The organism is Anabaena sp. CA = ATCC 33047, from assembly GCF_963870205.1.
Taxonomy (GTDB): Bacteria; Cyanobacteriota; Cyanobacteriia; order Cyanobacteriales; family Nostocaceae; genus Trichormus.
In genome coordinates, this window is record NZ_CAWMSA010000005.1 from 92,875 (window position 1) to 114,883 (window position 22,009).

The following is a 22,009-nucleotide window of genomic DNA, read 5'->3' on the forward strand; positions in this document are numbered from 1 at the left end:
CAGATACCCGACTTCTCAAAGAAGTCGGGTATCTATGACATGATGATTCTTATCCATACCAAGATTCTTCTTTTGGTTTATCACTAAATAAACCCAACAAAGGAGCAAGAATTGCGCCAAAGATAAAACCGCCAGCGTGCGCCCAATAAGCAATACCGCCGCTTTCCATGCCGATATTAGTACGTGCTTCTAAGCTAGCGAGTCCGTAGAAAGACTGTTGTAGAAACCAAAAACCTAAAAAGAAATATGCAGGAACACGGAAAGTGGGGAAGAAAAAGCCGAGAGGGATAACACCGAGAATTTCAGCTTGGGGGAAGCGGAGAATATATGCACCCATCACACCAGCGATCGCACCACTAGCACCCAAAGAAGGAATGTTAGAATCTTGAGCGAAGAACCATTGAGCCAAAGACGCTAAAACACCACAAGAAAGATAAAACAGCAAATACTTGGCATGACCTAATTTTTCCTCAACATTATTCCCAAAAATCCAGAGAAACAACATATTACCAGCTAGGTGCAGTAAACCACCATGCAAAAATTGCGAACTAATTAATGTTGCCCATTCTGGTACAGGTTGATGCACATCAACCCCAGCAAAACTTAAACTCAATTCCTGGGGAACTACAGCTGCTAAATGTAAGAACCCGTTTAATGCTTGCGGAGGAAGACTAGCTTCATAAAGAAACGCCAGCACATTCACCGCAATTAATCCAAAGGTGACATAAGGCGTAATTTGTGTAGGATTATTATCTCGAATAGGAACCACTGGTTTATTTCCTCATATTGCAGCAGCTAACCCCAAGGTAATAATTTTTGCTTGTGGTTGCTTCTAGCCAGTGGGTGAAAATCAAAAAATCTCCAAAATGTAGGGTGCGTCAGTACGAGAAACCCTCCTAGGGGCGGGTTGATCAATATCTGGGATTATTCAACTAGGGTATTTGTGAACCCGCCCCTACCATATCTAGAATGCGTGAGTTATGTCCCGTTCTGACAAGAAAGGATTCGGAAGGACACACCTTACTAACTTATTTGACTAAATTACGCTTTTTTTGGTTCTAGGTTGTTAATTAGCTCACTGAGTTTGGGAACACTAGCAAAAGTGATTTAAAACGTCACTGTGTTCTCAATATCCGTCATCAGTACAGTTAAGCGAATTTAACTGTTCCTGAAGCTGTAACTCAAGCCTAAATTATCTACCGAACAAGCTGTTTTATGTACGCAACTACCAACAGGACTGAGAAAATTGCTAGTATTCTGCAAAAACGCCGTCCTCTAGCTGAGAAGATTCAAAATGTAGAGACTAATCTGCGATCGCTTTCTTCCACACTACGCCATCTGGAAGACAGCCGCAATCATTTACTAGCAAAACTCGAAGATCAAAACGCCTGTCAACGGTTGCAGGAAATCGATTGTACAGCCATTCAAAAAAGTATTCGTCATGAATTGACTGCTTTGAGTCAGCTAAAAATGCGTTTTTGTCGTGATACCCTCAACATTGGGGTAGTTGGACGCGCACGACAAGGTAAAAGTCGTTTACTACAGAGTCTCACAGGACTCACTACTGCCGAGATACCAGACGGAGATAGGCAACATTGCACCGGGGTTCGTAGTACCATTTACCACCACCCCAACGTCAATACTTACGGAGAAGTTTGGTTTTACTCAGAGCAATCATTTTTAGATGAGGTAATTAGACCTTATTATCAAAAACTCGGTTTAGGCAACACACCCAACACAATTGAAGAATTTGGGAAAAATCCTCTACCTAACTTGCCTAAAAATATCCCCGGATATGCTGAACCGGCAGCAATGTATGAACACCTAAAAAAATATCACACTAATTTAGAAAAGTATCAGCACTTGTTACAAAAACCCTCACCTCGGCGGATTTCTAGAGATGAAATTAGGGAATATGTAGCTCAAGATACTCCTGAAGGTGAAAGAATATTTTTTAACTATTTAGCAGTGCGGGAAGTAAAGATTTTTTGTAACTTTCCTAATACTGATGTAGGACAAATTGCTTTAGTAGATATGCCTGGGTTGGGTGATACAGGCGTAGGTGATGAAGACAGATTAATGAGAACTCTAGGACAAGATGTTGATGCTGTGCTGTTTGTGCGGATGCCAAAATCATCTGGTGACTATTGGGCAGAAGTAGATGTAAAACTATATGATACTGCTCGCCAAGCACTGCTTGATTTGCCTCTTGACTTGTGGTCTTTCATGGTACTCAATCAAACCTCTTCCAACTCAAAAAACCACAATAACTTTCCCAATTGTCAAGACTTAGCCGCAGACATTAGCAACAAACATATTAATGTTCGTGAATGTATTATAGCTAATTGTGCTGAGGTAGACGAAACCAACAAACTTCTAGATAGAGTTCTTGAATATTTTGCCTTGAAAATTACTGATTTAGATAAGCAGTATGCAACTGCTTGTCAAGAGAGATTGATTAAACTTCATCAACAAGTGCAAGCTGAGTTAAAGAAAGCGAATGATGCCTTGAGTGAAGAATTCAACGATGAAGAAGATTCAATGTTTGATGATTTATTTGAGGAATTTTTCGAGGAAGTGACAAATAGTCTAGAAGAACTGCTTAAAGAGCTAATTGTCAAGCGTGATTCCCAAAATGATTACTTGAAACAGCAGATAGAAGAAGTTTTTCAACTTTGCCGTCAAGACACTGGCATTCCCACCGTGGAGGACATAAAAAAGAGAGCTAATCGTGAAGGCTCTTATCTAACAGCCTACAGTAAATATCTGCATGAAATCAGAACTAATCTCTCAAACAAATTTCTGTCTTTGGATGATAGCTTAAAATATTCAATCGAGGAAATAAAATCTTTAGTGGCAGATGTTTTAGTAGAAAAAGGACATCTGGGAGGTTTAACAGCAGCACGAGGTTCTGAATTTATCAAAGTGATTGCTGAAGAAATACCTGATACTTTATCTAGCCTCAAACATGGATTTCAAATCCTATCTGATTTTCAACTATCATATAGAGGATTAATTCAGCATCGCATTCGCAAGCATCTAGATAAACTAACACCTAATTTAGCCGTCCGCCTTCCTCAAACACCTGACGAGCAAAATGTTCTTGATACTTTTCAAGAGATTTACCCAGAAGTAATTTATCAATGTGGAAATGCCTTACAAGATTTCCTTACTGAGCCTAATCAAGCCGCTTTTGCAATATTAGAAGAATTTGTTGATCGTGTACTGCGTGCAGAAAACATTGAGAAAGATTGGCGGAAGTTTTTACGCAAAGTTCGTAAACAAGTTTGGGCGGAACATTTTCAACCTTTAGCTGATAAAAATCGCCTTCTCCGCGAGTGGTTTAATGTGGTAGAGCAAGCAACTAATATTAATGATTCACCAGCCCAGAACTTTTTGAAATAAAATCACATTGAATTAAAATCACAAAATTCCATGATGCAAATTTTTCAGTGGATTAAAAGAATGTTGAGCAGAATATTTCAAGGGAAAAGTGAACCAATACAAACTCTAAAAATTACCATGTTGGGTAGTAGCGGTGTTGGTAAAACCAGTTTGTTATCAGCAATGTATGACCAATTTGACCAAGTAATTGGTAAGACGAATCTGCAAATAAAGCCTAATGATGATCCTACTAGAGTCATTATTGATCAACGTCTGCAAGAGTTAAAAAGTCTTGTGGGTAATACTATAAAAGTAACAGGCGGAGTTCCAAGAGATACTAAATCTTGTTCCTTCTTGTTTGATTTAGGTAAAATAGCTAGATCACCTTCTCTAAGACTGCATTTCCAAGACTATCCAGGTGGATATATTGATTCACAGGCGACTTCTGAGCAGATAAAAACTGTAGAAAATTTCATCAGGGAATCAGCAGCAGTTTTGATTGCAATTGATACGCCTATGATGATGGAAATGAAAGGTAAATGGCATGATAGGTTTAATCAGCCGACAAGAATCAGAAATTTATTTAAACAAGCATACGAGAATTTAGATACACCACGACTGGTGATACTTGCTCCCGTCAAGTGTGAAAAATACGTTCAAAATGACAAGGATGCTAATGAATTACTAGCAAATATTAGAGAAAAATATGCCACATTGTTGGATTACTTTGGTAGTGATGAACTGCTTCCTAAAGTCGCTGTAGTAGTAACACCGATTCAGACAGTAGGCAGTGTCTTTTTCTCCAGAGTAGAAATGCAAGATGATGAACCTTGTTTTTATTTCGTAAAGCGTGATCCTGACTCTTTCTACCAACCAAAAGATAGTGAACAACCACTCTGCTATCTTTTGCGTTTTATCCTAAGATTACATCTTGAAAAACGACGTGTACCAATTATTAACTCTATACTGAATATTTTCGGTAAAGATGTCGCATTTAAAGAAGCTGTACTTGATTTTACTGGTAACTGTAAGTCTACTGGTGGCTTCGCAGTTATACAAGGTGCAAATTTACTGAGAATTGATGGTAAATAATTATGGATATTTACATTCAAAGTAGTGGTATCTCTAAAGATTACTCCTGGTTAAAAATCGGTGTTCATGAAAATGATGATAACCGAGAAGATCCGCCTATTCCTACTCAATTCACTGATTTAATATATACTAATGATCATTCAATTGTTTTAGGTCGTTTTCAAGGTAAACTAATCTTACTTGTAACTGGGTTGAAAACCAGTGAACGTGCAGACAACCGTAACCGCCCCATTCGTAATTCTGTAGCCTGGGTAGGTGATGCTTCAGATGAAGCAATTATCAAATCTCTCACGGTGCAAGCATTGAGAGATGAGTTACAACAAATAATAGACAAGGCTGTAAAATCTGGAGGAGAGAATGGTTTTATAGTTTTGCCAAACGAGCGAGAAAAACTCAAGCCAAATGCTATTAATCAGGGTAAATCACCTGCTGACTCCACAGCTAAATTTGAGGAATTATCACCAGAAAATCAAGAAAAATTAGCCAAAGAACTGGAACAAATTACAGCGTTACCAAAACAGAAACTTTTGGTAGTTGTTACAGGAATTAGAAAAAACAGCTATTTGGAAGCTGCTGGAGTATGGCGTGGTTTATCTAGCTTAATTGACAAACATGGAACTTCAGAAACTAAACAACTGAGGGAAACTGAGAAATCAAACCAAAAATTTCCTTTTGGTAATTTTTTCAAAAATTCTAAAATAGTGCTGTCCTTGAAAATTTCCTTCTTGATAGCATTTATCCTGTCTTTAGTTTTAGGTGTTTTTCTATTCCAACAATGGAAACTACAAAATCAAGAAACTGAAAACATCAAATCTCAAATTGATATTTTACAGAAGCAGCAACAAGAAATAGATCAGCAAATACAGGAGTTACAGCGTCAACGTCAAGAAATAGACAAGCAAATTGAGAATTTAGAATTGCTGATTGGAGAAAAACATACTTTCAGAATTTCGTTAAAACCACTTTAACGAGTTGCGAAAGCCAAAATTAATGTCATAGTCAGCAAAACTTCCGTCTACACTAAAAGTATGAATTGTTTCAGAAAGTTTGTGCTGATTTTTCACGGGATCTGGAAAACCCCTCTCCAAACCTCTCCCCTGCAAGGAGAGAGGCTTTGATTTTTCGCCCTTCCCTAGTAGGGAAGGGGGTTAGGGAGTTAGGTTTCAAGTTGGGTTTTCCACATAACGTGAACAGTCAGAAACTTTGTGAAACAATGGTCATCAAAGAAATGTACATTTAGTGTAGACTGCGGCTTGTCCGCAATATTGATGTTGCTCATCCAAAAGACTCCACAGAATACCGTCTTGGATATGAAAACGCTTACCAGTGCTAGTGATTCGCACACCAGAGAAATAACTAAAACCTTGAGTTGCGGCTTCTGCTAGTAAGCGATCGCGTTCTTGTTGTACTATCTCTTCAGCAGTTTTACGCGAAGCCATTTTAGTAAACTCTTCCCAAGATAACCCCCATAATTCCAAAGCTTTCAGATTTCCGTAATTAAAAATTGGATCTGGTTCAATCCCATGAGAAACTAATACAAATGGGGCTGTAAATAATTGCTGCGCCACTTCCTCTAGTGAACCATTCACATCTAGTAATGACTTCCCCAACCAATGCTGAAAACTTTTCATCAAGCGTTGACTGTGGAGAATAATTGCTGGTTGCTGCCAAGGAAATTCCATCAAATTATTCATATAAGATTCACTATAATATCAAGTAATATTTTACTATATAGCATTTTCTAATATAATAATGTAAAAATTTATCTGCGTACATCTGCGTCCATCTGCGTTCAATTCTAATTAACAAATTATGATGTGGTTTAGCAATTCTTTAGAAAATCAACTCAACCATTGGAACAAAGTTATCAACCAACAACCAGACAACCCTAACGCTTACGTTAGACGAGGGATGGTGAAATTTCAGCTAGCTCAAATTGATGAATCTATTCAAGATTTTGACAAAGCCGAACAGTTAGATAATCGGATTAAACCTTATCTTTGGCAACGAGGGTTATCATACTATTATGCCGAAAGATTTGCAGAAGGCGCACAACAATTTGAGATAGATTTAACAGTCAACTCTCAAGATGTAGAAGAAACAGTCTGGCGTTATCTGTGTATGGCGCGGTTGGTGGGTGTAGAAGAGGCGCGAAATTCTCTATTAACAGTGAAGAATGATCCGCGTGAGATAATGCGGTGTGTATATCATTTGTATGCCGGAGATTGTACCACAGATGATGTTTTAAAAGTGGGAAAATCAGGAGGGGAACGCAGCAATTTTTACGCCCATCTTTATCTAGGATTATATTACGAAGCCGAGAATAACCAAGAGTTAGCCAAAGATTATCTAGTCAAGGCGGCAGATAATTATAAACTTGATGATTATATGTGGTATTTGGCGCAAGTACATAAAAAATTGCGAAGTTGGTAATAATTAAAAAACAATCATCATAAATATTTACTCTTATTTACTTTAGATAATGACCGCTAATTTACATACGGAAAAAGCCTGGCATGGCAAACTAAATTTAGTGTATGCTAATCGCCAGGATGCAACCGAGTTAATTTACAATCACCAGCAAGCACCGCTAAAAGTGCAACGTCCGTTTTATCCAGAAGGTGAGAAAGTTTGTCATAGTGTGATTTTACACACGGCTGGGGGAGTAGTGGGAGGCGATCGCCTGTCTACTAACATCCACCTCCAACCCCATACCCACGCCTTAATCACCACAGCCGCCGCCGGGAAAATCTACCGTAGTAATGGCTTCCAGGCGAAACAAACCGTAGATATACAAATAGATGCGGGTGCTTGTTTAGAATGGCTACCGCAAGAAACAATATTATTTAACGGTGCAAATTATCGGCAAGATTTACGGGTAAAATTAGCAACCGGAGCGAATTTTATAGGCTGGGAAATTACGAGATTTGGACGCAGTGCGAGAGGAGAGAAATTTTTACAAGGAGAATGGCGATCGCACACCGAAATATGGCAACAAGACGCACCCCTATGGATAGATCGCCAATACCTACCCGGTAACGAAACCGTTTTTCATAGTCCTCACGGCTTATCATCTCAACCAATAGCGGGTAGCTTCCTATACTTAGGTAGTCCAGTTTCCACAGAAACCATCGAAAAGTCACGTAACCTATGGCTGGGTATAGGAGAAACTGGAGTTACCCGCTTAGAAAATGGATTTTTATGTCGATATCGTGGTAATTCCACATCAGAGGTGAGAAACTGGTTTACAGCTGTGTGGCAAATGCTACGAGTTGATAATTTCCGTCGTAGTCATTGCATACCCAGAGTGTGGCAAGTGTAAGCAACCGCAAAGGAGGAAAACAGAATGCAACTCACGCCACAAGAAAAAGATAAACTATTAATTTTTACAGCCGCCTTATTAGCAGAAAGGCGGAAAGATAGAGGCTTAAAACTAAATTATCCCGAAGCAGTGGCCTATATTTCTGCTGCAATTTTAGAAGGTGCGAGAGATGGACGCACCGTAGCAGATTTGATGAGTTATGGCACAACCTTATTAACCAAAGATGATGTCATGGAAGGCGTAGCGGAAATGGTGCATGAAGTCCAGATTGAAGCAACATTTCCTGATGGAACAAAATTAGTCACAGTACATAATCCAATTCGTTAAATTTAAAATTATGATTCCAGGGGAAATAATTACACCAGACGGTGAAATAGAATTAAACGCAGGTCGTCCAACTGTGAAATTAATAGTAGCAAATACAGGAGATAGACCGATTCAAGTCGGTTCACATTTTCATTTTTATGAAGTGAATAACGCCCTGAATTTTGATAGAGAACAAGCGTTAGGAATGCGGTTAGATATTCCAGCCGGGACAGCAGTTAGGTTTGAACCGGGGGATGAAAAGGAGGTTACTTTAGTACCTTTAGTTGGTAGTCGGCAGGTTTATGGATTTAATGGCAAGGTTAATGGAGTATTATTTTAACGCAAAGGGGCGCGGAGGTAAACGCAGAGGTACGCGGAGTTAGAGGTTGTTGGCTACGCGTTTGATACCTTCTTTGAGGTGGAGGACGTTAAAGTTGAGGAGGAGTCCGAGTTTACAGTGGGTGAGTTTGAGGTAAGTGAGAAGTTGTACTGAGTGAATGGGTTGGAGAGATTCCACAGATTTGACTTCAATAATTACTTTATTTTCGACAATTAAATCCAAGCGATAAACACAATCCAATTGTACCTGCTGATACACCAGAGGTAAAGAAACTTGTCTCCCAACCTGAAACCCCTGCTGCCGCAACTCATAATCTAAACACTCCTCATAAGCCGACTCCAACAACCCAGGCCCTAAAGCCGTATGCACCCTCATCCCACACCCAATAATCATCCTACTCAAATCATTCTCATCCATACTTTGCGCCCCTTTGCGTTTCCCTCCGCGCCCCTTTGCGTTTAAACACAATTCTATCCTCACTCCCAAAACTATAATATGCCCTACGAAATGTCAAGACGCGCCTACGCGGAAACCTATGGCCCCACAGTAGGCGATCGCATCCGACTAGCCGACACAGAACTATTCATAGAAGTAGAACAAGACTTCACCACCTACGGCGACGAAGTAAAATTTGGTGGTGGTAAAGTCATCCGTGATGGCATGGGACAATCCCCCATATCTAACGCTGATGGTGCAGTAGATTTAGTGATTACTAATGCTTTAATTCTCGATTGGTGGGGAATTGTCAAAGCAGATATCGGCATTAAAGACGGTAAAATCTTCAAAATCGGGAAAGCTGGTAATCCTTATATTCAAGACAATATCGATATTATTATCGGCCCTGGAACAGAAGCCTTAGCCGGGGAAGGAATGATTCTGACGGCTGGTGGTATTGATAGCCATATTCATTTTATCTGTCCTCAACAGATTGAAGTTGCGATCGCCTCTGGAATTACTACCATGATTGGCGGTGGTACAGGGCCAGCCACAGGTACAAATGCTACTACCTGCACCCCTGGCCCCTGGAATATCTACCGAATGTTACAAGCGGCTGATGCTTTCCCGATGAATTTAGGCTTTTTGGGCAAAGGAAACGCCAGCCAACCCCAAGGCTTAGTAGAACAAGTGTTAGCTGGTGTAATTGGGTTGAAGCTACATGAAGACTGGGGGACTACTCCCGCCGCCATTGATACCTGTCTGACTGTTGCTGATGACTATGATATTCAAGTAGCGATTCATACCGACACCCTCAACGAAGCCGGTTTTGTCGAAGATACCATCGCCGCCTTTAAAAATCGCGTCATCCACACCTACCACACCGAAGGCGCAGGTGGGGGACACGCACCAGACATTATCAAAGTCTGCGGTGAAGTTAATGTTCTCCCATCTTCTACTAATCCCACCCGTCCTTACACCGTCAACACCCTAGACGAACACCTAGATATGTTGATGGTATGTCATCACCTCGACCCCAGCATCCCCGAAGATGTCGCCTTTGCTGAATCTCGCATCCGCCGGGAAACTATCGCCGCCGAAGATATTCTCCACGACTTAGGCGCGTTTAGTATAATTTCCTCCGATTCCCAAGCAATGGGGCGAGTAGGAGAAGTAATAATTCGTACTTGGCAGACAGCCCATAAAATGAAAGTACAACGGGGAAGTCTTGCTGGAGATGGTCTGGCGGATAATTTGCGAGCTAAAAGATATGTGTCTAAATACACAATTAACCCAGCAATTACACATGGTATTGCTGAGTATGTGGGTTCTGTCGAGGAAGGTAAACTTGCAGATTTATGCTTGTGGCGACCAGCATTTTTTGGTGTGAAACCAGAGATAGTGATTAAAGGTGGAATGATAGCATGGTCACAAATGGGAGACGCTAACGCCAGTATTCCCACACCCCAACCTGTGTATATGCGTCCGATGTTTGGCAGTTTTGCCGGTGCGAAACACGCCACATCTTTAACGTTTTTGTCTCAAGCTGCAATAGAAAGAGAAATTTCTAGCCAGTTGGGTTTGAAAAAATCAGCCGTTGCAGTTTCCGGTATACGTCAATTAACTAAACGAGATATGAAGTTAAATGATGCTTTACCGCATATAGAAGTAGATCCTGAAACTTATCAAGTCAAAGCCGATGGGGAATTGTTGACTTGTGAACCCGCTACAGTTTTACCAATGGCGCAAAGATACTTTTTATTTTAGTCTGGTTTGTAGTAGGGGTGGGTTGATAGATATGATTAATGATCAACAAGGATATGAGTGAACCCGCCCCTACTTTAGCACTGAGTTTTAAAACGGAAGTCAGGAGTTACGAGGAGGTACAGAGAATGCGGTACGTCACCAGTATTGAACGCCTAGCAAAAGAAGAAGGAATAGAAGAAGGAATTGTTCAAAATTCTAGAGAAAGTGTCCTTGAGGTGTTAGAAACAAGATTTGGATAAGTACCAACTTCTATTGTTGAAGCGATCAATGGCATTAATGAGCCATCCTTGCTGAAGACACTACTTAAAAGTGCGATCGCTATTCCCTCAACTACAGAATTTCAACACCTATTAGATAATCTCACGTCTGGAGAATAAGCGATCGCTATGATCTCCACCGTAAAACTTTACAAATATTTAGATAATATGGCTTGACATCTCAAGATTAATTAAAAATTCAATTGCCAGATTGTGTATAGAGGGATATCCTACTCTACGGGAGATACTGTTGCACTCACACGCTCCCGGAAAAGCTTAGTTATAAAATATACCTCCGTATCACATGAGTTTACAAACTTCTCACTCTGGCAACATTCTCGTGGTTGACGACTCTCCAGATAATGTTTTCCTCATTCAAACCATTTTGGAAGGAGAAGGTTACACGGTTTACACCGCAGAGAATGGCTTTTTAGCACTAGAGCAACTACAAGCATATCCCTGCGATTTAGTGTTACTAGATTTAATGATGCCAGGAATGGATGGTTATGAAGTAACTCGGCGCATTCGTGGGGAGATGCAACTACAGCAATATATCCCGATTCTGCTAATTACTGCCCATGATGCTCCAAATGTAGCACAGGGGTTAGACTTAGGTGCTGATGATTTTATCCGCAAACCTGTGACAATGGATGAATTACTGGCGCGGGTGCGATCGCTTTTACGTTTAAAGTTCATTATGGATGAACGTGATGAAATAGCCCGTCAGCGTGAAGATTTTGTCTCGCGTCTCACCCATGACTTACGTACTCCCCTGGTAGCGGCTGATAGGATGCTGTCACTACTTCAGCAAGGTGCTTTGGGAGATTTATCACCCCAAATGCAGGAAGTCATCACTATCATGGCACGCAGCAATATCAACCTGCTAACTATGGTGAATACCTTATTAGAAGTTTATCGCTTTGAAGCCGGGCGGAAAACCTTAGCGTTTCAACCTGTGAATATAAACCAATTATTACATGAAGTAGTTGGGGAACTCTCACCCCTAGCCCAAGCAAAAAGCCTACCGATTCATCTAGATTGTGGCGAACCATCAAACACCAGCATTGTAACAGGCGATCGCTTAGAATTACATCGTCTGTTTACTAATCTGATCAGTAACGCCATCAAATTTACTGAATCCGGCTCAGTTAATATCCGTTGCCAAAATCTGATTTTGAATCAACAGAAACACAATCCTGAGTCTAATTTCCCTGACAATATTGGCGAATACATCACTGTGGAAATAGCAGATACAGGCGCAGGTATTCCCCCAGAAGAACAAGCAACTTTATTTGAAAGATTCCGTCAAGGTAATCATAAAATTTCTGGCAGTGGTTTAGGGCTTTACCTATCACGTCGCATAGTCGAAGCCCATCAAGGAAATATTCAAGTAAATTCTGAATTAGGTAAAGGTAGTGTATTTACTGTTAGCTTACCTCTCCAAAAGTAAATGAGATGATTTACTGATGATTTATCTAAACCTCATCTTTTAGTGTAGATTATAAATATTATTTTTAACTTTTTCTCAGCTTAAAACAAATTCTGCATGAGGATAAATATGTTGACAGGAGAATTGTCCAAAATTCAGGATATCATTGCCAAACAGCGCAAATTTTTTCAGACAGGTAAAACCAAAGAAATTGCTTTTCGTCTAGAACAGTTAAAGATGCTCAAGCAATTAGTGCTTGAGAATGAATCAGCAATCATACAAGCACTAAATCAAGATTTACATAAACCTGAATTTGAAACTTATGCTACAGAAATTGGGGGAATAAAAGAAATTAATTATGCGATAAAAAATCTTAAATCTTGGACTCAACCCAAAAAAGCCCCAGTTCCCGCCGATTTTTTCACTTACTCAGCCCGAATTTATCCAGAACCACTCGGAATTATTTTAATTATTGGCCCTTGGAATTATCCATTTAACTTAATTATCTCACCATTAGTAGGAGCAATAGCCGCCGGAAATTGTGCTATAATAAAACCCTCAGAACTAGCCCCTCATACGTCTAAATTATTAGCCGAGCTTATTAGTAAATATTTCCCCAGTGAATATATTGCCGTAGTAGAGGGAGGGGTAGAAACTAGCCAACAACTACTACAAGAAAAATTTGATCATATCTTCTTTACTGGTGGTACAGCCATCGGTAAAATAGTCATGGAAGCGGCGGCAAAACATTTGACACCAGTTACCCTAGAGTTAGGTGGTAAAAGCCCCTGTATAGTAGATACTGAGATTAACCTCGAACATACAGCCAGACGTATTACTTGGGGAAAATTCATTAATGCTGGACAAACTTGTGTTGCACCTGACTATCTGTTAGTGAATCGAAAAATCAAACCAGATTTAATAACAGCATTGCGAAAAACCATCAAAGAATTTTATGGTGATAACCCAGCGAACAGTCCAGATTTTGCCAGAATTATCAATCAAAAACACTTTACACGCCTATCTCAACTAATCAAACATGGCGAAATTATCATAGGTGGAGACATCAACCCCGAAGAACGTTATATAGCACCGACAATAATTGATCGTGTCTCCTTAACAGATCCCATCATGCAAGAAGAGATTTTCGGGCCGATTTTACCTATAATTGAATACACAGATATTCAAGAAGCGATCGCCTTAATCAATTCTCAACCAAAACCCCTAGCCTTATACCTATTTTCCCACAACAAAAACTTGCAACAGAGCATCTTAAAAGAAACCTCATCAGGTGGCGTATGTCTCAACGACACAATCATGCAAGTAGGCATTTCATCTCTACCATTTGGTGGCGTAGGTAATAGCGGTATTGGTAGCTATCATGGTAAAGCCAGTTTTGACACCTTTTCACATTACAAAAGCGTCTTAAAAAACACCTTCTGGCTAGACTTAAATTGGCGTTACGCTCCTTACAAAGACAAATTATCCTTACTCAAACGCATTATCAAATAACAAAACTCCGCGTACCTCCGCGTAAACCTCCGCGTACCTCCGCGTTCACAAAACTCAACCCCAACTTGATAGTGCATTACGGCTAATTCTGACATCACCGTAACACACCACTACTCTCAATCACCAACTATATCGTTGTTCCGCCCAAGGTTCACCACGACGATGATAACCATTGCGTTCCCAAAAACCCAACTCTTCCCGTTCCAGAAACTCTAAACCATTAATCCACTTAGCACTTTTCCAAGCGTAGAGATGAGGAACAACTAACCGCATCGGCCCCCCGTGTTCCGTGGGTAGGGGTTCACCATATAATTGAAAAGCGAAAAAATTGTCTTCCCTAACAAAATCCTTCATGGCAATATTAGTAGTGTAACCCCCATAGCAATGTTCCATAACATGGGCTGCTTTGGGTTCTACCTCAATCAGATTCATCAAATCTGTGACTTTAATTCCAGTCCATTTGACATCGAGTTTAGACCAACGGGTGACACAGTGAAAATCTGCTGTAAATTCGTGTTGAGGTAGTGACATAAAATCAGACCATGTAAACACAGCAGGTTTTGCCAAACCCCAAACCCGAAACTCCCATTCTTCTATACTGACTTGGGGAGCAGTACCGTAAGTTAAAACGGGGAACCCGTTAGCTAAGTGCTGCCCTGGGGGAACGCGATCGCGATTTTCCTGACTTGGTTTTTGAAAAAATTTTCCTAGCATATCCGCTAAAAAATCTCTCTTTTCAACAGTTTTGTTGCCTAATCACCAACTCTGAGCGTCCACACTCCACCCAGAAATCAGCAAAATATTAAGTTTGATAAATTATTTTATCCTCAGTTACGGGTAAGTGGTAATGGGTAATAGGTTGAGCCAATTACTCATTACCAATTTTTTCTCATCCCGATTAGCTTTGGTGAACTATCTGTAATTCATAATCCTTTAAAGAAGCTGGGGAATAGGTGATGACATAATAGGGAGAAGTTTGTTAATCCTGTTGCGGCTAACCACATAATGCGGTGGTTATCGCCGCTCAAAACTTCCCATTTATGTTTATCCCTCTGGGAAATGATTATTCTTCTTCGTCCTCTTCTTCAGCAGAAGGATAGACAAATGTAGAGCGTCCAGTCAAAATTGATTTGCCCAAGGACAGAGCTTTTTGAGCTTCAACAGCAGCTTTGCGTCTCCAGGTAGCTCGACGTTTATCGCGTTTAGATTTAGAGGTTTTCTTCTTAGGAACAGCCATGATAGCCGATATCGTAATTCTTGACAACCTTTCTATTCTAAGCGATCAAATGCCTAAGTCAAAAATAAAAAGTTGAAGGGTTTGGGAATGAGGCTGATGGCATGAGACATATATGTAGAGACGTTGCATGCAACGTCTCTACAAGTCTGTTGATGGTTGACTGTTGACTAGGTAAAAGTTCTTCTCCCCCACTCCCGATTCCCTACTCCCTACTCAGTAGGAGTGGCTTGAGGTTCAGGAGGTTGAGTTGGTGGTGTTGTGGTGGGGCTGGTGGTAACGTCTGTTGTGGGATTGAGAGTGGTTTGTGGTTGTTCAAAAAATAGTAGCGATCGCGCAGTTTTAAAATAAGTCGCCCATCTGCGAGGATCGGGACGGGTGCGCCATTGCTGGCGACTGACTTCTAATGATAAAATAGGCGCGATCGCTCCATAACTTTGTACGGATACAATCACAGACACCTCTGTTACTAAAATATCTTGGTCAAAACTCCGTTGAGCTGCGGCTCTGGCTGTTGTTTCTGCTCTGCGTAATACGGCTTCGTAGCCTTCATCTGGTAATCTGTCAATACTCAAATTAACTCTAGCTGTATAAGCTCGCACAATCTGGGGTGAAATCGCCTCTGTCACCATCCATACAGCCACAGGAGAGAAAAGGAAAAATATTAATGGAAATGTCCGGATTTTTTTGTCAAATTGGCTAATAACTGGAAAGGGAATGATCGATGATAGGTGGTGAATACTATTTTTGTTCATAACTTTTTAGCTCCCTGGAGTGGTTCTGTATTGTCAATAGTCTAAGTGTTTTTATTAGGAAAAAAGCCATAAAACATACACAAATTTATTGGTTCAATCAGAACTATTTAGACTATCAGACATAGGTTAGCTTTGTTTTTTCAGCAAAGCCAACCGCAATTTTAGGCAAGCACACAACAACCTACAAAGAGCGGGATGGCAAATTACTGGGCGATCGCGATCGGCATCAATCAATATCAGTTATTCCAACCTTTACTGTGCGCTAAGGCAGATGCGGAAGCGTTAAAGGAATTTTTAGTGGAACAAGCAGGTTTTGTGCCGCAACGTTCCCTACTGATGACTGATACTTCGCCACCAATTGGCGATAGATCAACATATCCTACTAAAGATAATATTTTGCTGTTGGTGGAAGATTTAGCCGCCGCCTGTTGGCAACCACAAGATTACCTATGGTTATTTTTTAGCGGTTATGGGGTGAATTACGAGGGCAGAGATTATTTAATGCCCGTTGATGCTGATCCCAAACAAGTAGCACAGACTGGTATAGAATTGCGCTCGCTCATGCAAAGTCTGCAACTAGCTAACCTGAATGTATTGTTGCTACTTGATATCAACCGCGCTGTTGGCACAATTGATGATATTCCCCTTGGCAAAGAAACCTTAGAATTAGCCAAAGAACTACAACTAGCTACAATTTTGTCCTGTGAACCAGCACAATTTTCCCAAGAAAGTCGCGAATTAGGTCATGGTTTATTCACAGCCGCATTGTTAGCAGCTTTACGTTCTGGTTATGGCAGTAACTTAGAGGATTTACAAAAACACCTCAGCATTATCACCCCAGAATTATCTCAACATTACTGGCGACCTACACAAAACCCAGTAGTAGTTCTCCCCGCTACGCCACCAGCAATGTTACCGCCAGTTGTCACCACAACCAACACTGAAACTATCCCCAGTACAGCCGCACCTCAAGCCACAATTCCCACCACATTAGTACCTTCAGCCGCAGAAGCAATTATTTTTCCCGATGAAAACTTTGCTGTAGCACTGACATCTGCGCCTATATCTGTTCACAATTCGCAGCTGATCAGCAGTTGGGAAGCTGCTCAAAGTGTAGAGACAACAATTAAAGATAAATCCCAGTCGTTATCATTACCAGATTTTCCATTAAATAGCAATTCTGACACCATCACCCCAGCATCAGAAGTCACCCAGCCTTCTCTACCAATTCCACCTGAACCAGAGACGAGTAGCAGGTTCATTCCTAATGCTCCCCCACCTTACATATCACGCCTACCGGAAAATCAAACAGACACCTCAATCTGGAAACAATTTCTCGTTTGGGGTGGAGGTACGATGCTGGTAGTAGCTTTAATTAGTGTACTGCTACTACGCAATCACGCCAGAATGTTGCAACAAGCTCAAAGGCCATCTTCTACATTGCCTGATGCCGGTGATGTTCAAGAGTTGAAAACGCCCTCAAATCCTAACGCAGTCACTAAAGTATCTTCAACAAACCAATCAACAGCCCAAATTGTTAAGATGTCTGAAGCTCAAAAACGCAACCAAGCGTTATTAGACTCAGCACAAAAGTCTCTGAGACAAACTCAAGCTAGTGATCTAAAATTGGCCATCACTAAGGCGCAGAACATCAAACCCGGTGAACCACTATATGAGCAAGCGCAGGAGAAAATTCAGCATTGGAGCCGCATGATTTTAGATTTAGCAGAAGGTAGGGCAAAACAAAGACAATATAATGATGCGATCGCAGCTGCTCAATTAATCCCCAACGACACAGCCATTTATTCCCAAGCGCAAGCAGCAATTACACACTGGCGTTTAGAGGCTAAACAGTATCTTGCCAACATCACCCTTTTAAATGCCGCCAAGGGTTTAATCCAACCAGGACAAGCATCTAGTTATAATCGCGCCATTGAAGTCGCCAAAAAAGTACCACCATCACAACCGGGTTACGATTTGGCACAAACATCAATTACTAAATGGAGCAACGAAATTTTAAATTTAGCCAAAAGACGCGCCGAGCAAGGACAATACCAGTTGGCTATTGAAACAGCCACCTTAGTTCCCGCCGTCACAGCTGTTTATGAAGATGCTCAAGAAGCCATCCAAAAATGGCAAAATAGTCAATAGTCTCCGGAATGTTGACTATTGACCGTTGACTATTGCTCAATGACTAACAATACTGGGATACATCCTCGCCGCATTCATCAGCCAGGTAGCACAGGGCGCGAAAGCGCAAGCTCACAACTTCTTCATATAAAGGATTGAGCTTGCATAATGGCGGAATGTGAAGCCATGTCTTGCCAAATGCTTTGATGTCTCGTTCAAAAGGACATTGAGAGGGAATCAGTTGACACAAACGGTGAGCAAATTGGCGATCGCGCAGTTCAATACTATCTACCCATCGGCGTAGAGGTTTGAGGAGATCCCTTCTAGCTGGAGAAGTAGAACTTGGCAACGGTTGGGAATCAGTTTTATTTATTTCTGGTTGATTTACCCAAACCCAGCTTGCCAAAAAAATATTTTTTGTGGTATTATCAAATACCTTCATGATTATGCCTCTGTGTTAATGAGGTTATTCACCCTATCGGTGAATATATACAGCTTGAAACTTCCCTAATCGGGAAAAACTTGTCCTGAACAAGATATAATTGACTTGATCACTACCCACTGAAGTCAGGACACAATTTATTACTACGTCAAGTTAATCGCAATTTTCGCGGAATGGGTAGTGTAGCCATCCAATCTTATTGATAACTTGACACAGTTTAAATTTTAATAAAGCCATCTACCTTTGGACGGGTTTTACGGAAATAGTTACAAAACTTAATATAGAAATTTTTCTCAGCAAAGAATATCAGAGATAGACGCACAAAATCCTATCTTGAAGTCGCAAACATAGGAATAGTGCTATCGAAAAACTGAATATCAAGCAATTTAGACTTTATGGTGCAATTTGGCTGCTCCACCTAGAGTGAGCATTAAGCTCAATCTCACAAAAAAACGCAAAGGCTATCAAACACCTTTGCGTCTTTGCGCCTACCGCAAGCGATTTCGTTTTAGCGGTATGCGTGAGCTTTAAAAAAAGTCTAAATGCCCTACGAAGCCACCTGGGCAGCCGTGCGCGTCCGTCGTCTTCTACCATCAGCAACCTTCACAGGCGGCTCATCGGGAGTTTGCATCAACAAAGTCACAGAAGGCTGACATTGCAATTCTCGACGAATCGAACGGTGCAATTCGCGCTCCAAAGTGCCATGCAAGCCACCCCAATCTACTTCCGGTTGCAAACCTTCACCATTCGCAAACTCTGACCAACGCACGCTGAGAATTTCTTCAAGACGCTGTTGTACCCATTTTTGCAAGAGCGATCGCTCGACACTGGTAACAACACCCCGCAGGTGAATGTCTGGCTTGGCCATCAGTTTACCCTGCCAATCGATAGCGGCGGCAATTGTGACAATTCCTTCCTCCGCCATGCGTTGCCGTTCATGCAACACTTTCGCACTCACCATACCAGAACTCGTAGTATCTACCAACTCGATACCAGATGGTACTTTCCCAATCACGCCAATCGAGTCTTCGGTGAGTTCAATCATATCGCCGTTTTGAATAATCACCATATTCTCGGCGGGAACGCCCATCTTGCGCGCTGTTTCCGAATGTTTCACCAACATCCGATGTTCACCGTGGACTGGTACAAAGAACTTCGGTCTAGTTAAAGCCAGCATCAGCTTTTGGTCTTCCTGACAGCCGTGACCAGAAACGTGAACGCCTTGATCCCGTCCATAGACCACTTTTGCCCCTTGAATCATCAATTTATCGATGGTGTTAACCACCGCAATTGTGTTACCTGGAATCGGGTTGGCAGAGAAAACAACGGTATCGCCTTCACGAATTTTGATATGGGGGTGTTCTTGGTTGGCAATCCGGGTCATAGCTGCCATCGGTTCACCCTGGGAACCCGTAGTCAGAATTAACACGTTTTCATCAGGAAGATTACGAACCGTATGTAAAGGTTGGAACAGATTGTCTGCACACTTGATGTAACCTAAATTACGGGCATGGGCAATTAAATTCAGCATGGAACGCCCCACCACTGTCACCACACGGTTATGCTTTTGCGCCAATTGCAAAATCATGTTGATGCGATGGACGCTAGAAGCAAAGGTTGTGACAAACAGTCGTCCTTGGGTTTGACTAAATACTCGGTCAAGGTTGGGATAAACGGCGGATTCGGAAGGTGTAAAACCTGGTACCTCTGAGTTAGTAGAATCACTTAACAAGCAAAGTACACCTTTTTCGCCGTGTTCTGCTAGGCGTTGGATGTCAAATCTTTCGCCATCGACTGGGGTGTGGTCAAATTTAAAATCTCCGGTGTGGATGACGACACCCAAAGGCGTGTGGATGGCAACGGTGAAGCTATCAGCTATTGAGTGGGTGTTGCGGATATATTCCACAAAAAATGATTTGCCGATGCGGACAATATCACGGGGTAGAACTGATCTTAACTCGGTGCGATCGCGTACTCCGGCTTCTTCCAATTTCCCTTCTAGCATTGCCATTGCTAATCTAGGGCCGTAAATCACAGGAATATCAAATTGTTTGAGGTGGAAAGCTATCCCGCCAATATGGTCTTCATGACCGTGGGTGACAACCATCCCTTTAATTTTGTGGCGATTTTCCCGCACATAGGTCATATCTGGGAGGACGATATTTACCCCGTGCATTGCTTCTGTGGGAAATGCCAACCCTGCATCTAATAAGATAATTTCATCATCGTATTCAAAAACGCAGGTGTTTTTACCAATTTCATGCAATCCGCCTAAAGGAATAATTTTTAGGGCGGAGTTCGTTTCGTTTTTAGCCATTTTCTCCTGAGATGTGTTGTTTTTTGGTTGAGACTTAAATTTTTTGAAACTTAATTAACTGGAAATTTGAGTTTTTTTGTAGGAATGAGAACACAGGACTGCTGTCATCAAGCAGCCAAATTTTGGTTAAATGTGCAGTTTTTGGGGCAATAACAAGAACTTTACATAAAGTAATTCATTGTATATCTATAAACTTTTATAACAGGCGTTCTCTGCCTATTACATGAATTGATATACATTTTTGGCAAACAGTAAATTAGCGAGTGCTTCAATAATGGCAATTATGTTTAAATTAAACCGAGTTTTTGCAGTACCGCCTGTAATTTTTCGCTAACTTCTGGGTCAGCTTCACATAATGGCGGACGAGTTGAACCAACCTCCCAACCTTGAAGTTTTAATGCTTGTTTAATGGGAATAGGGTTTGTAGTGACAAATAAAGTTTTGAACAATGGAAATAGTTGGAGATGGATTTCATTGGCAACTTCCACTTTACCAGCATGAAAAGCTTGAATCATTTGCTGTAGTTGGTTGCCAACCAGATGAGAGGCTACGCTGACTACACCCTTTGCTCCGATTGCTAACAAAGGCAGGGTCAACGAATCATCTCCAGAGTAAATCTCAAACTCTTTTGGTGTCAACCTACGAATTTCACTAGCTTGATCAAGATTACCACTAGCTTCTTTAATGCCAACTATATTGTCTATTGTTGCTAATCGCGCAACTGTCTCTGGAGTGAGATTTTGACCAGTGCGGCCGGGGACATTGTACAACAATAGTGGTATTTCAGGACAGGATTCGGCTATGGCCTGAAAGTGTTGGTAAAGTCCAGCTTGTGGCGGTTTGTTGTAGTAGGGGACAACTTGTAGTGTACCATGTACTCCTATTTTAGCTGCCTTTTGGGTGGCGGCGATCGCCTCTTTGGTGGAATTTGAACCACACCCTGCTATTACCTTAGCTTTGCCGGCTACTGCTTGCAATACTTCCACAAACAACTGGTATTCTTCGTCCCAACTTAAGGTAGGAGACTCACCAGTTGTACCGCACACCACCAAGGTGTCTGTACCATTATCAGCTAGATGTGCTGCTAGTTCTGCCGCTACAGCATAATCTACACTCCCGTCTGCTTTAAACGGTGTAATCATAGCTGTTAAAACTCTGCCGAAATCTCCCACCCTATTTTCACTCCTGATTACCTGTTTGTTTTTTTGTCTTGGTGGTTTTTATTTTAATCACTTATGCGCCAATTGCTAAAAATTTGGAGACTGGGCATAAATTAATGCAAAATTT

The 22,009-nt window shown here is 41.3% G+C and carries 21 protein-coding genes; 12 read left to right on the plus strand and 9 right to left on the minus strand.

Annotated elements, in window-relative coordinates; genetic code table 11:
- Positions 1 to 49 precede the first annotated feature (49 nt).
- Entirely contained in the window at positions 50 to 769 is a 720-nt protein-coding gene (locus tag AACS98_RS01990; protein ID WP_066375711.1) for a rhomboid family intramembrane serine protease, read from the minus strand.
- A gap of 446 nt (positions 770 to 1,215) precedes the next feature.
- Between AACS98_RS01990 and AACS98_RS01995 the strand changes: the two genes are divergently transcribed.
- From AACS98_RS01995 to AACS98_RS02005, 3 genes are read left to right on the plus strand one after another with little or no spacing between them, the layout of a single operon-like run.
- Entirely contained in the window at positions 1,216 to 3,405 is a 2,190-nt protein-coding gene (locus AACS98_RS01995; protein ID WP_066375713.1) for a hypothetical protein, read from the plus strand.
- A gap of 30 nt (positions 3,406 to 3,435) precedes the next feature.
- Complete coding sequence (locus AACS98_RS02000) at positions 3,436 to 4,476, plus strand: hypothetical protein (protein WP_232317099.1); 1,041 nt, start codon at positions 3,436 to 3,438, stop codon at positions 4,474 to 4,476.
- A 2-nt stretch (positions 4,477 to 4,478) separates the two neighbouring features.
- Positions 4,479 to 5,444, plus strand: coding sequence for a hypothetical protein (locus tag AACS98_RS02005; RefSeq protein WP_066375715.1), 966 nt, complete (start codon positions 4,479 to 4,481; stop codon positions 5,442 to 5,444).
- A gap of 252 nt (positions 5,445 to 5,696) precedes the next feature.
- Here AACS98_RS02005 and AACS98_RS02010 read toward each other — a convergent pair whose 3' ends face one another.
- Positions 5,697 to 6,170, minus strand: a complete 474-nt coding sequence (locus AACS98_RS02010) for an MEKHLA domain-containing protein (RefSeq protein WP_066375717.1) — start codon at positions 6,168 to 6,170, stop codon at positions 5,697 to 5,699.
- A 121-nt stretch (positions 6,171 to 6,291) separates the two neighbouring features.
- Here AACS98_RS02010 and AACS98_RS02015 point away from each other — a divergent pair, with 121 nt between their 5' ends.
- The 4 genes from AACS98_RS02015 to AACS98_RS02030 are packed head-to-tail and all read left to right on the plus strand — an operon-like array spanning position 6,292 to position 8,444.
- Entirely contained in the window at positions 6,292 to 6,909 is a 618-nt protein-coding gene (locus AACS98_RS02015; protein ID WP_066375720.1) for a tetratricopeptide repeat protein, read from the plus strand.
- Between the two features lie 49 nt (positions 6,910 to 6,958).
- Complete coding sequence (locus AACS98_RS02020; protein ID WP_066375722.1) at positions 6,959 to 7,798, plus strand: urease accessory protein UreD; 840 nt, start codon at positions 6,959 to 6,961, stop codon at positions 7,796 to 7,798.
- Positions 7,799 to 7,822: 24 nt separating this feature from the next.
- Entirely contained in the window at positions 7,823 to 8,125 is a 303-nt protein-coding gene (gene ureA / locus AACS98_RS02025; RefSeq protein ID WP_066375725.1) for an urease subunit gamma, read from the plus strand.
- 10 nt (positions 8,126 to 8,135) lie between these two features.
- Entirely contained in the window at positions 8,136 to 8,444 is a 309-nt protein-coding gene (locus tag AACS98_RS02030; protein WP_066375727.1) for an urease subunit beta, read from the plus strand.
- A 39-nt stretch (positions 8,445 to 8,483) separates the two neighbouring features.
- On the opposite strand, the gene AACS98_RS02035 is transcribed toward AACS98_RS02030, so the two are convergent.
- Positions 8,484 to 8,861 carry a GxxExxY protein gene (locus AACS98_RS02035; protein ID WP_066375728.1) on the minus strand — a complete coding sequence of 126 codons (378 nt, stop codon included), beginning with the start codon at positions 8,859 to 8,861 and terminating at the stop codon, positions 8,484 to 8,486.
- Positions 8,862 to 8,939: 78 nt separating this feature from the next.
- On the opposite strand from AACS98_RS02035, the gene ureC reads away from it, so the two are divergent.
- The 4 genes from ureC (at position 8,940) to AACS98_RS02055 (ending at position 13,844) form a co-directional block, all read left to right on the plus strand.
- Complete coding sequence (gene ureC / locus AACS98_RS02040; RefSeq protein WP_066375729.1) at positions 8,940 to 10,646, plus strand: urease subunit alpha; 1,707 nt, start codon at positions 8,940 to 8,942, stop codon at positions 10,644 to 10,646.
- A gap of 53 nt (positions 10,647 to 10,699) precedes the next feature.
- Entirely contained in the window at positions 10,700 to 10,885 is a 186-nt protein-coding gene (locus AACS98_RS02045; protein WP_198161109.1) for a hypothetical protein, read from the plus strand.
- A 322-nt stretch (positions 10,886 to 11,207) separates the two neighbouring features.
- On the plus strand, positions 11,208 to 12,353 hold the full coding sequence (locus tag AACS98_RS02050) for a hybrid sensor histidine kinase/response regulator (RefSeq protein ID WP_066375736.1): 1,146 nt from the start codon (positions 11,208 to 11,210) through the stop codon (positions 12,351 to 12,353).
- Between the two features lie 108 nt (positions 12,354 to 12,461).
- Positions 12,462 to 13,844 (plus strand): aldehyde dehydrogenase, encoded by a 1,383-nt coding sequence (locus AACS98_RS02055; protein WP_066375738.1) that lies wholly within the window; start codon positions 12,462 to 12,464, stop codon positions 13,842 to 13,844.
- 120 nt (positions 13,845 to 13,964) lie between these two features.
- On the opposite strand, the gene AACS98_RS02060 is transcribed toward AACS98_RS02055, so the two are convergent.
- The 3 genes from AACS98_RS02060 to AACS98_RS02070 all read right to left on the minus strand — a co-directional run bounded on the left by AACS98_RS02060 (position 13,965) and on the right by AACS98_RS02070 (position 15,833).
- Positions 13,965 to 14,558: a sulfite oxidase-like oxidoreductase gene (locus AACS98_RS02060; protein WP_066375740.1), complete on the minus strand. Its 594-nt coding sequence runs from the start codon at positions 14,556 to 14,558 to the stop codon at positions 13,965 to 13,967.
- 349 nt (positions 14,559 to 14,907) lie between these two features.
- Positions 14,908 to 15,081 carry a 50S ribosomal protein L32 gene (rpmF, locus tag AACS98_RS02065; protein ID WP_066375742.1) on the minus strand — a complete coding sequence of 58 codons (174 nt, stop codon included), beginning with the start codon at positions 15,079 to 15,081 and terminating at the stop codon, positions 14,908 to 14,910.
- 209 nt (positions 15,082 to 15,290) lie between these two features.
- Positions 15,291 to 15,833, minus strand: a complete 543-nt coding sequence (locus AACS98_RS02070; protein ID WP_066375745.1) for a hypothetical protein — start codon at positions 15,831 to 15,833, stop codon at positions 15,291 to 15,293.
- A 195-nt stretch (positions 15,834 to 16,028) separates the two neighbouring features.
- Between AACS98_RS02070 and AACS98_RS02075 the strand changes: the two genes are divergently transcribed.
- Positions 16,029 to 17,984: a caspase family protein gene (locus tag AACS98_RS02075; protein ID WP_066375746.1), complete on the plus strand. Its 1,956-nt coding sequence runs from the start codon at positions 16,029 to 16,031 to the stop codon at positions 17,982 to 17,984.
- Between the two features lie 43 nt (positions 17,985 to 18,027).
- On the opposite strand, the gene AACS98_RS02080 is transcribed toward AACS98_RS02075, so the two are convergent.
- From AACS98_RS02080 to dapA, 3 genes are all read right to left on the minus strand, one after another.
- Complete coding sequence (locus tag AACS98_RS02080; protein ID WP_066375747.1) at positions 18,028 to 18,405, minus strand: Mo-dependent nitrogenase C-terminal domain-containing protein; 378 nt, start codon at positions 18,403 to 18,405, stop codon at positions 18,028 to 18,030.
- 547 nt (positions 18,406 to 18,952) lie between these two features.
- The gene (locus AACS98_RS02085) at positions 18,953 to 20,722 is read right to left on the minus strand and encodes a ribonuclease J (RefSeq protein WP_066375750.1); all 1,770 of its coding nucleotides are present in this window, start codon (positions 20,720 to 20,722) and stop codon (positions 18,953 to 18,955) included.
- A gap of 287 nt (positions 20,723 to 21,009) precedes the next feature.
- On the minus strand, positions 21,010 to 21,894 hold the full coding sequence (gene dapA, locus AACS98_RS02090) for a 4-hydroxy-tetrahydrodipicolinate synthase (protein ID WP_066375752.1): 885 nt from the start codon (positions 21,892 to 21,894) through the stop codon (positions 21,010 to 21,012).
- Positions 21,895 to 22,009: the final 115 nt, after the last annotated feature.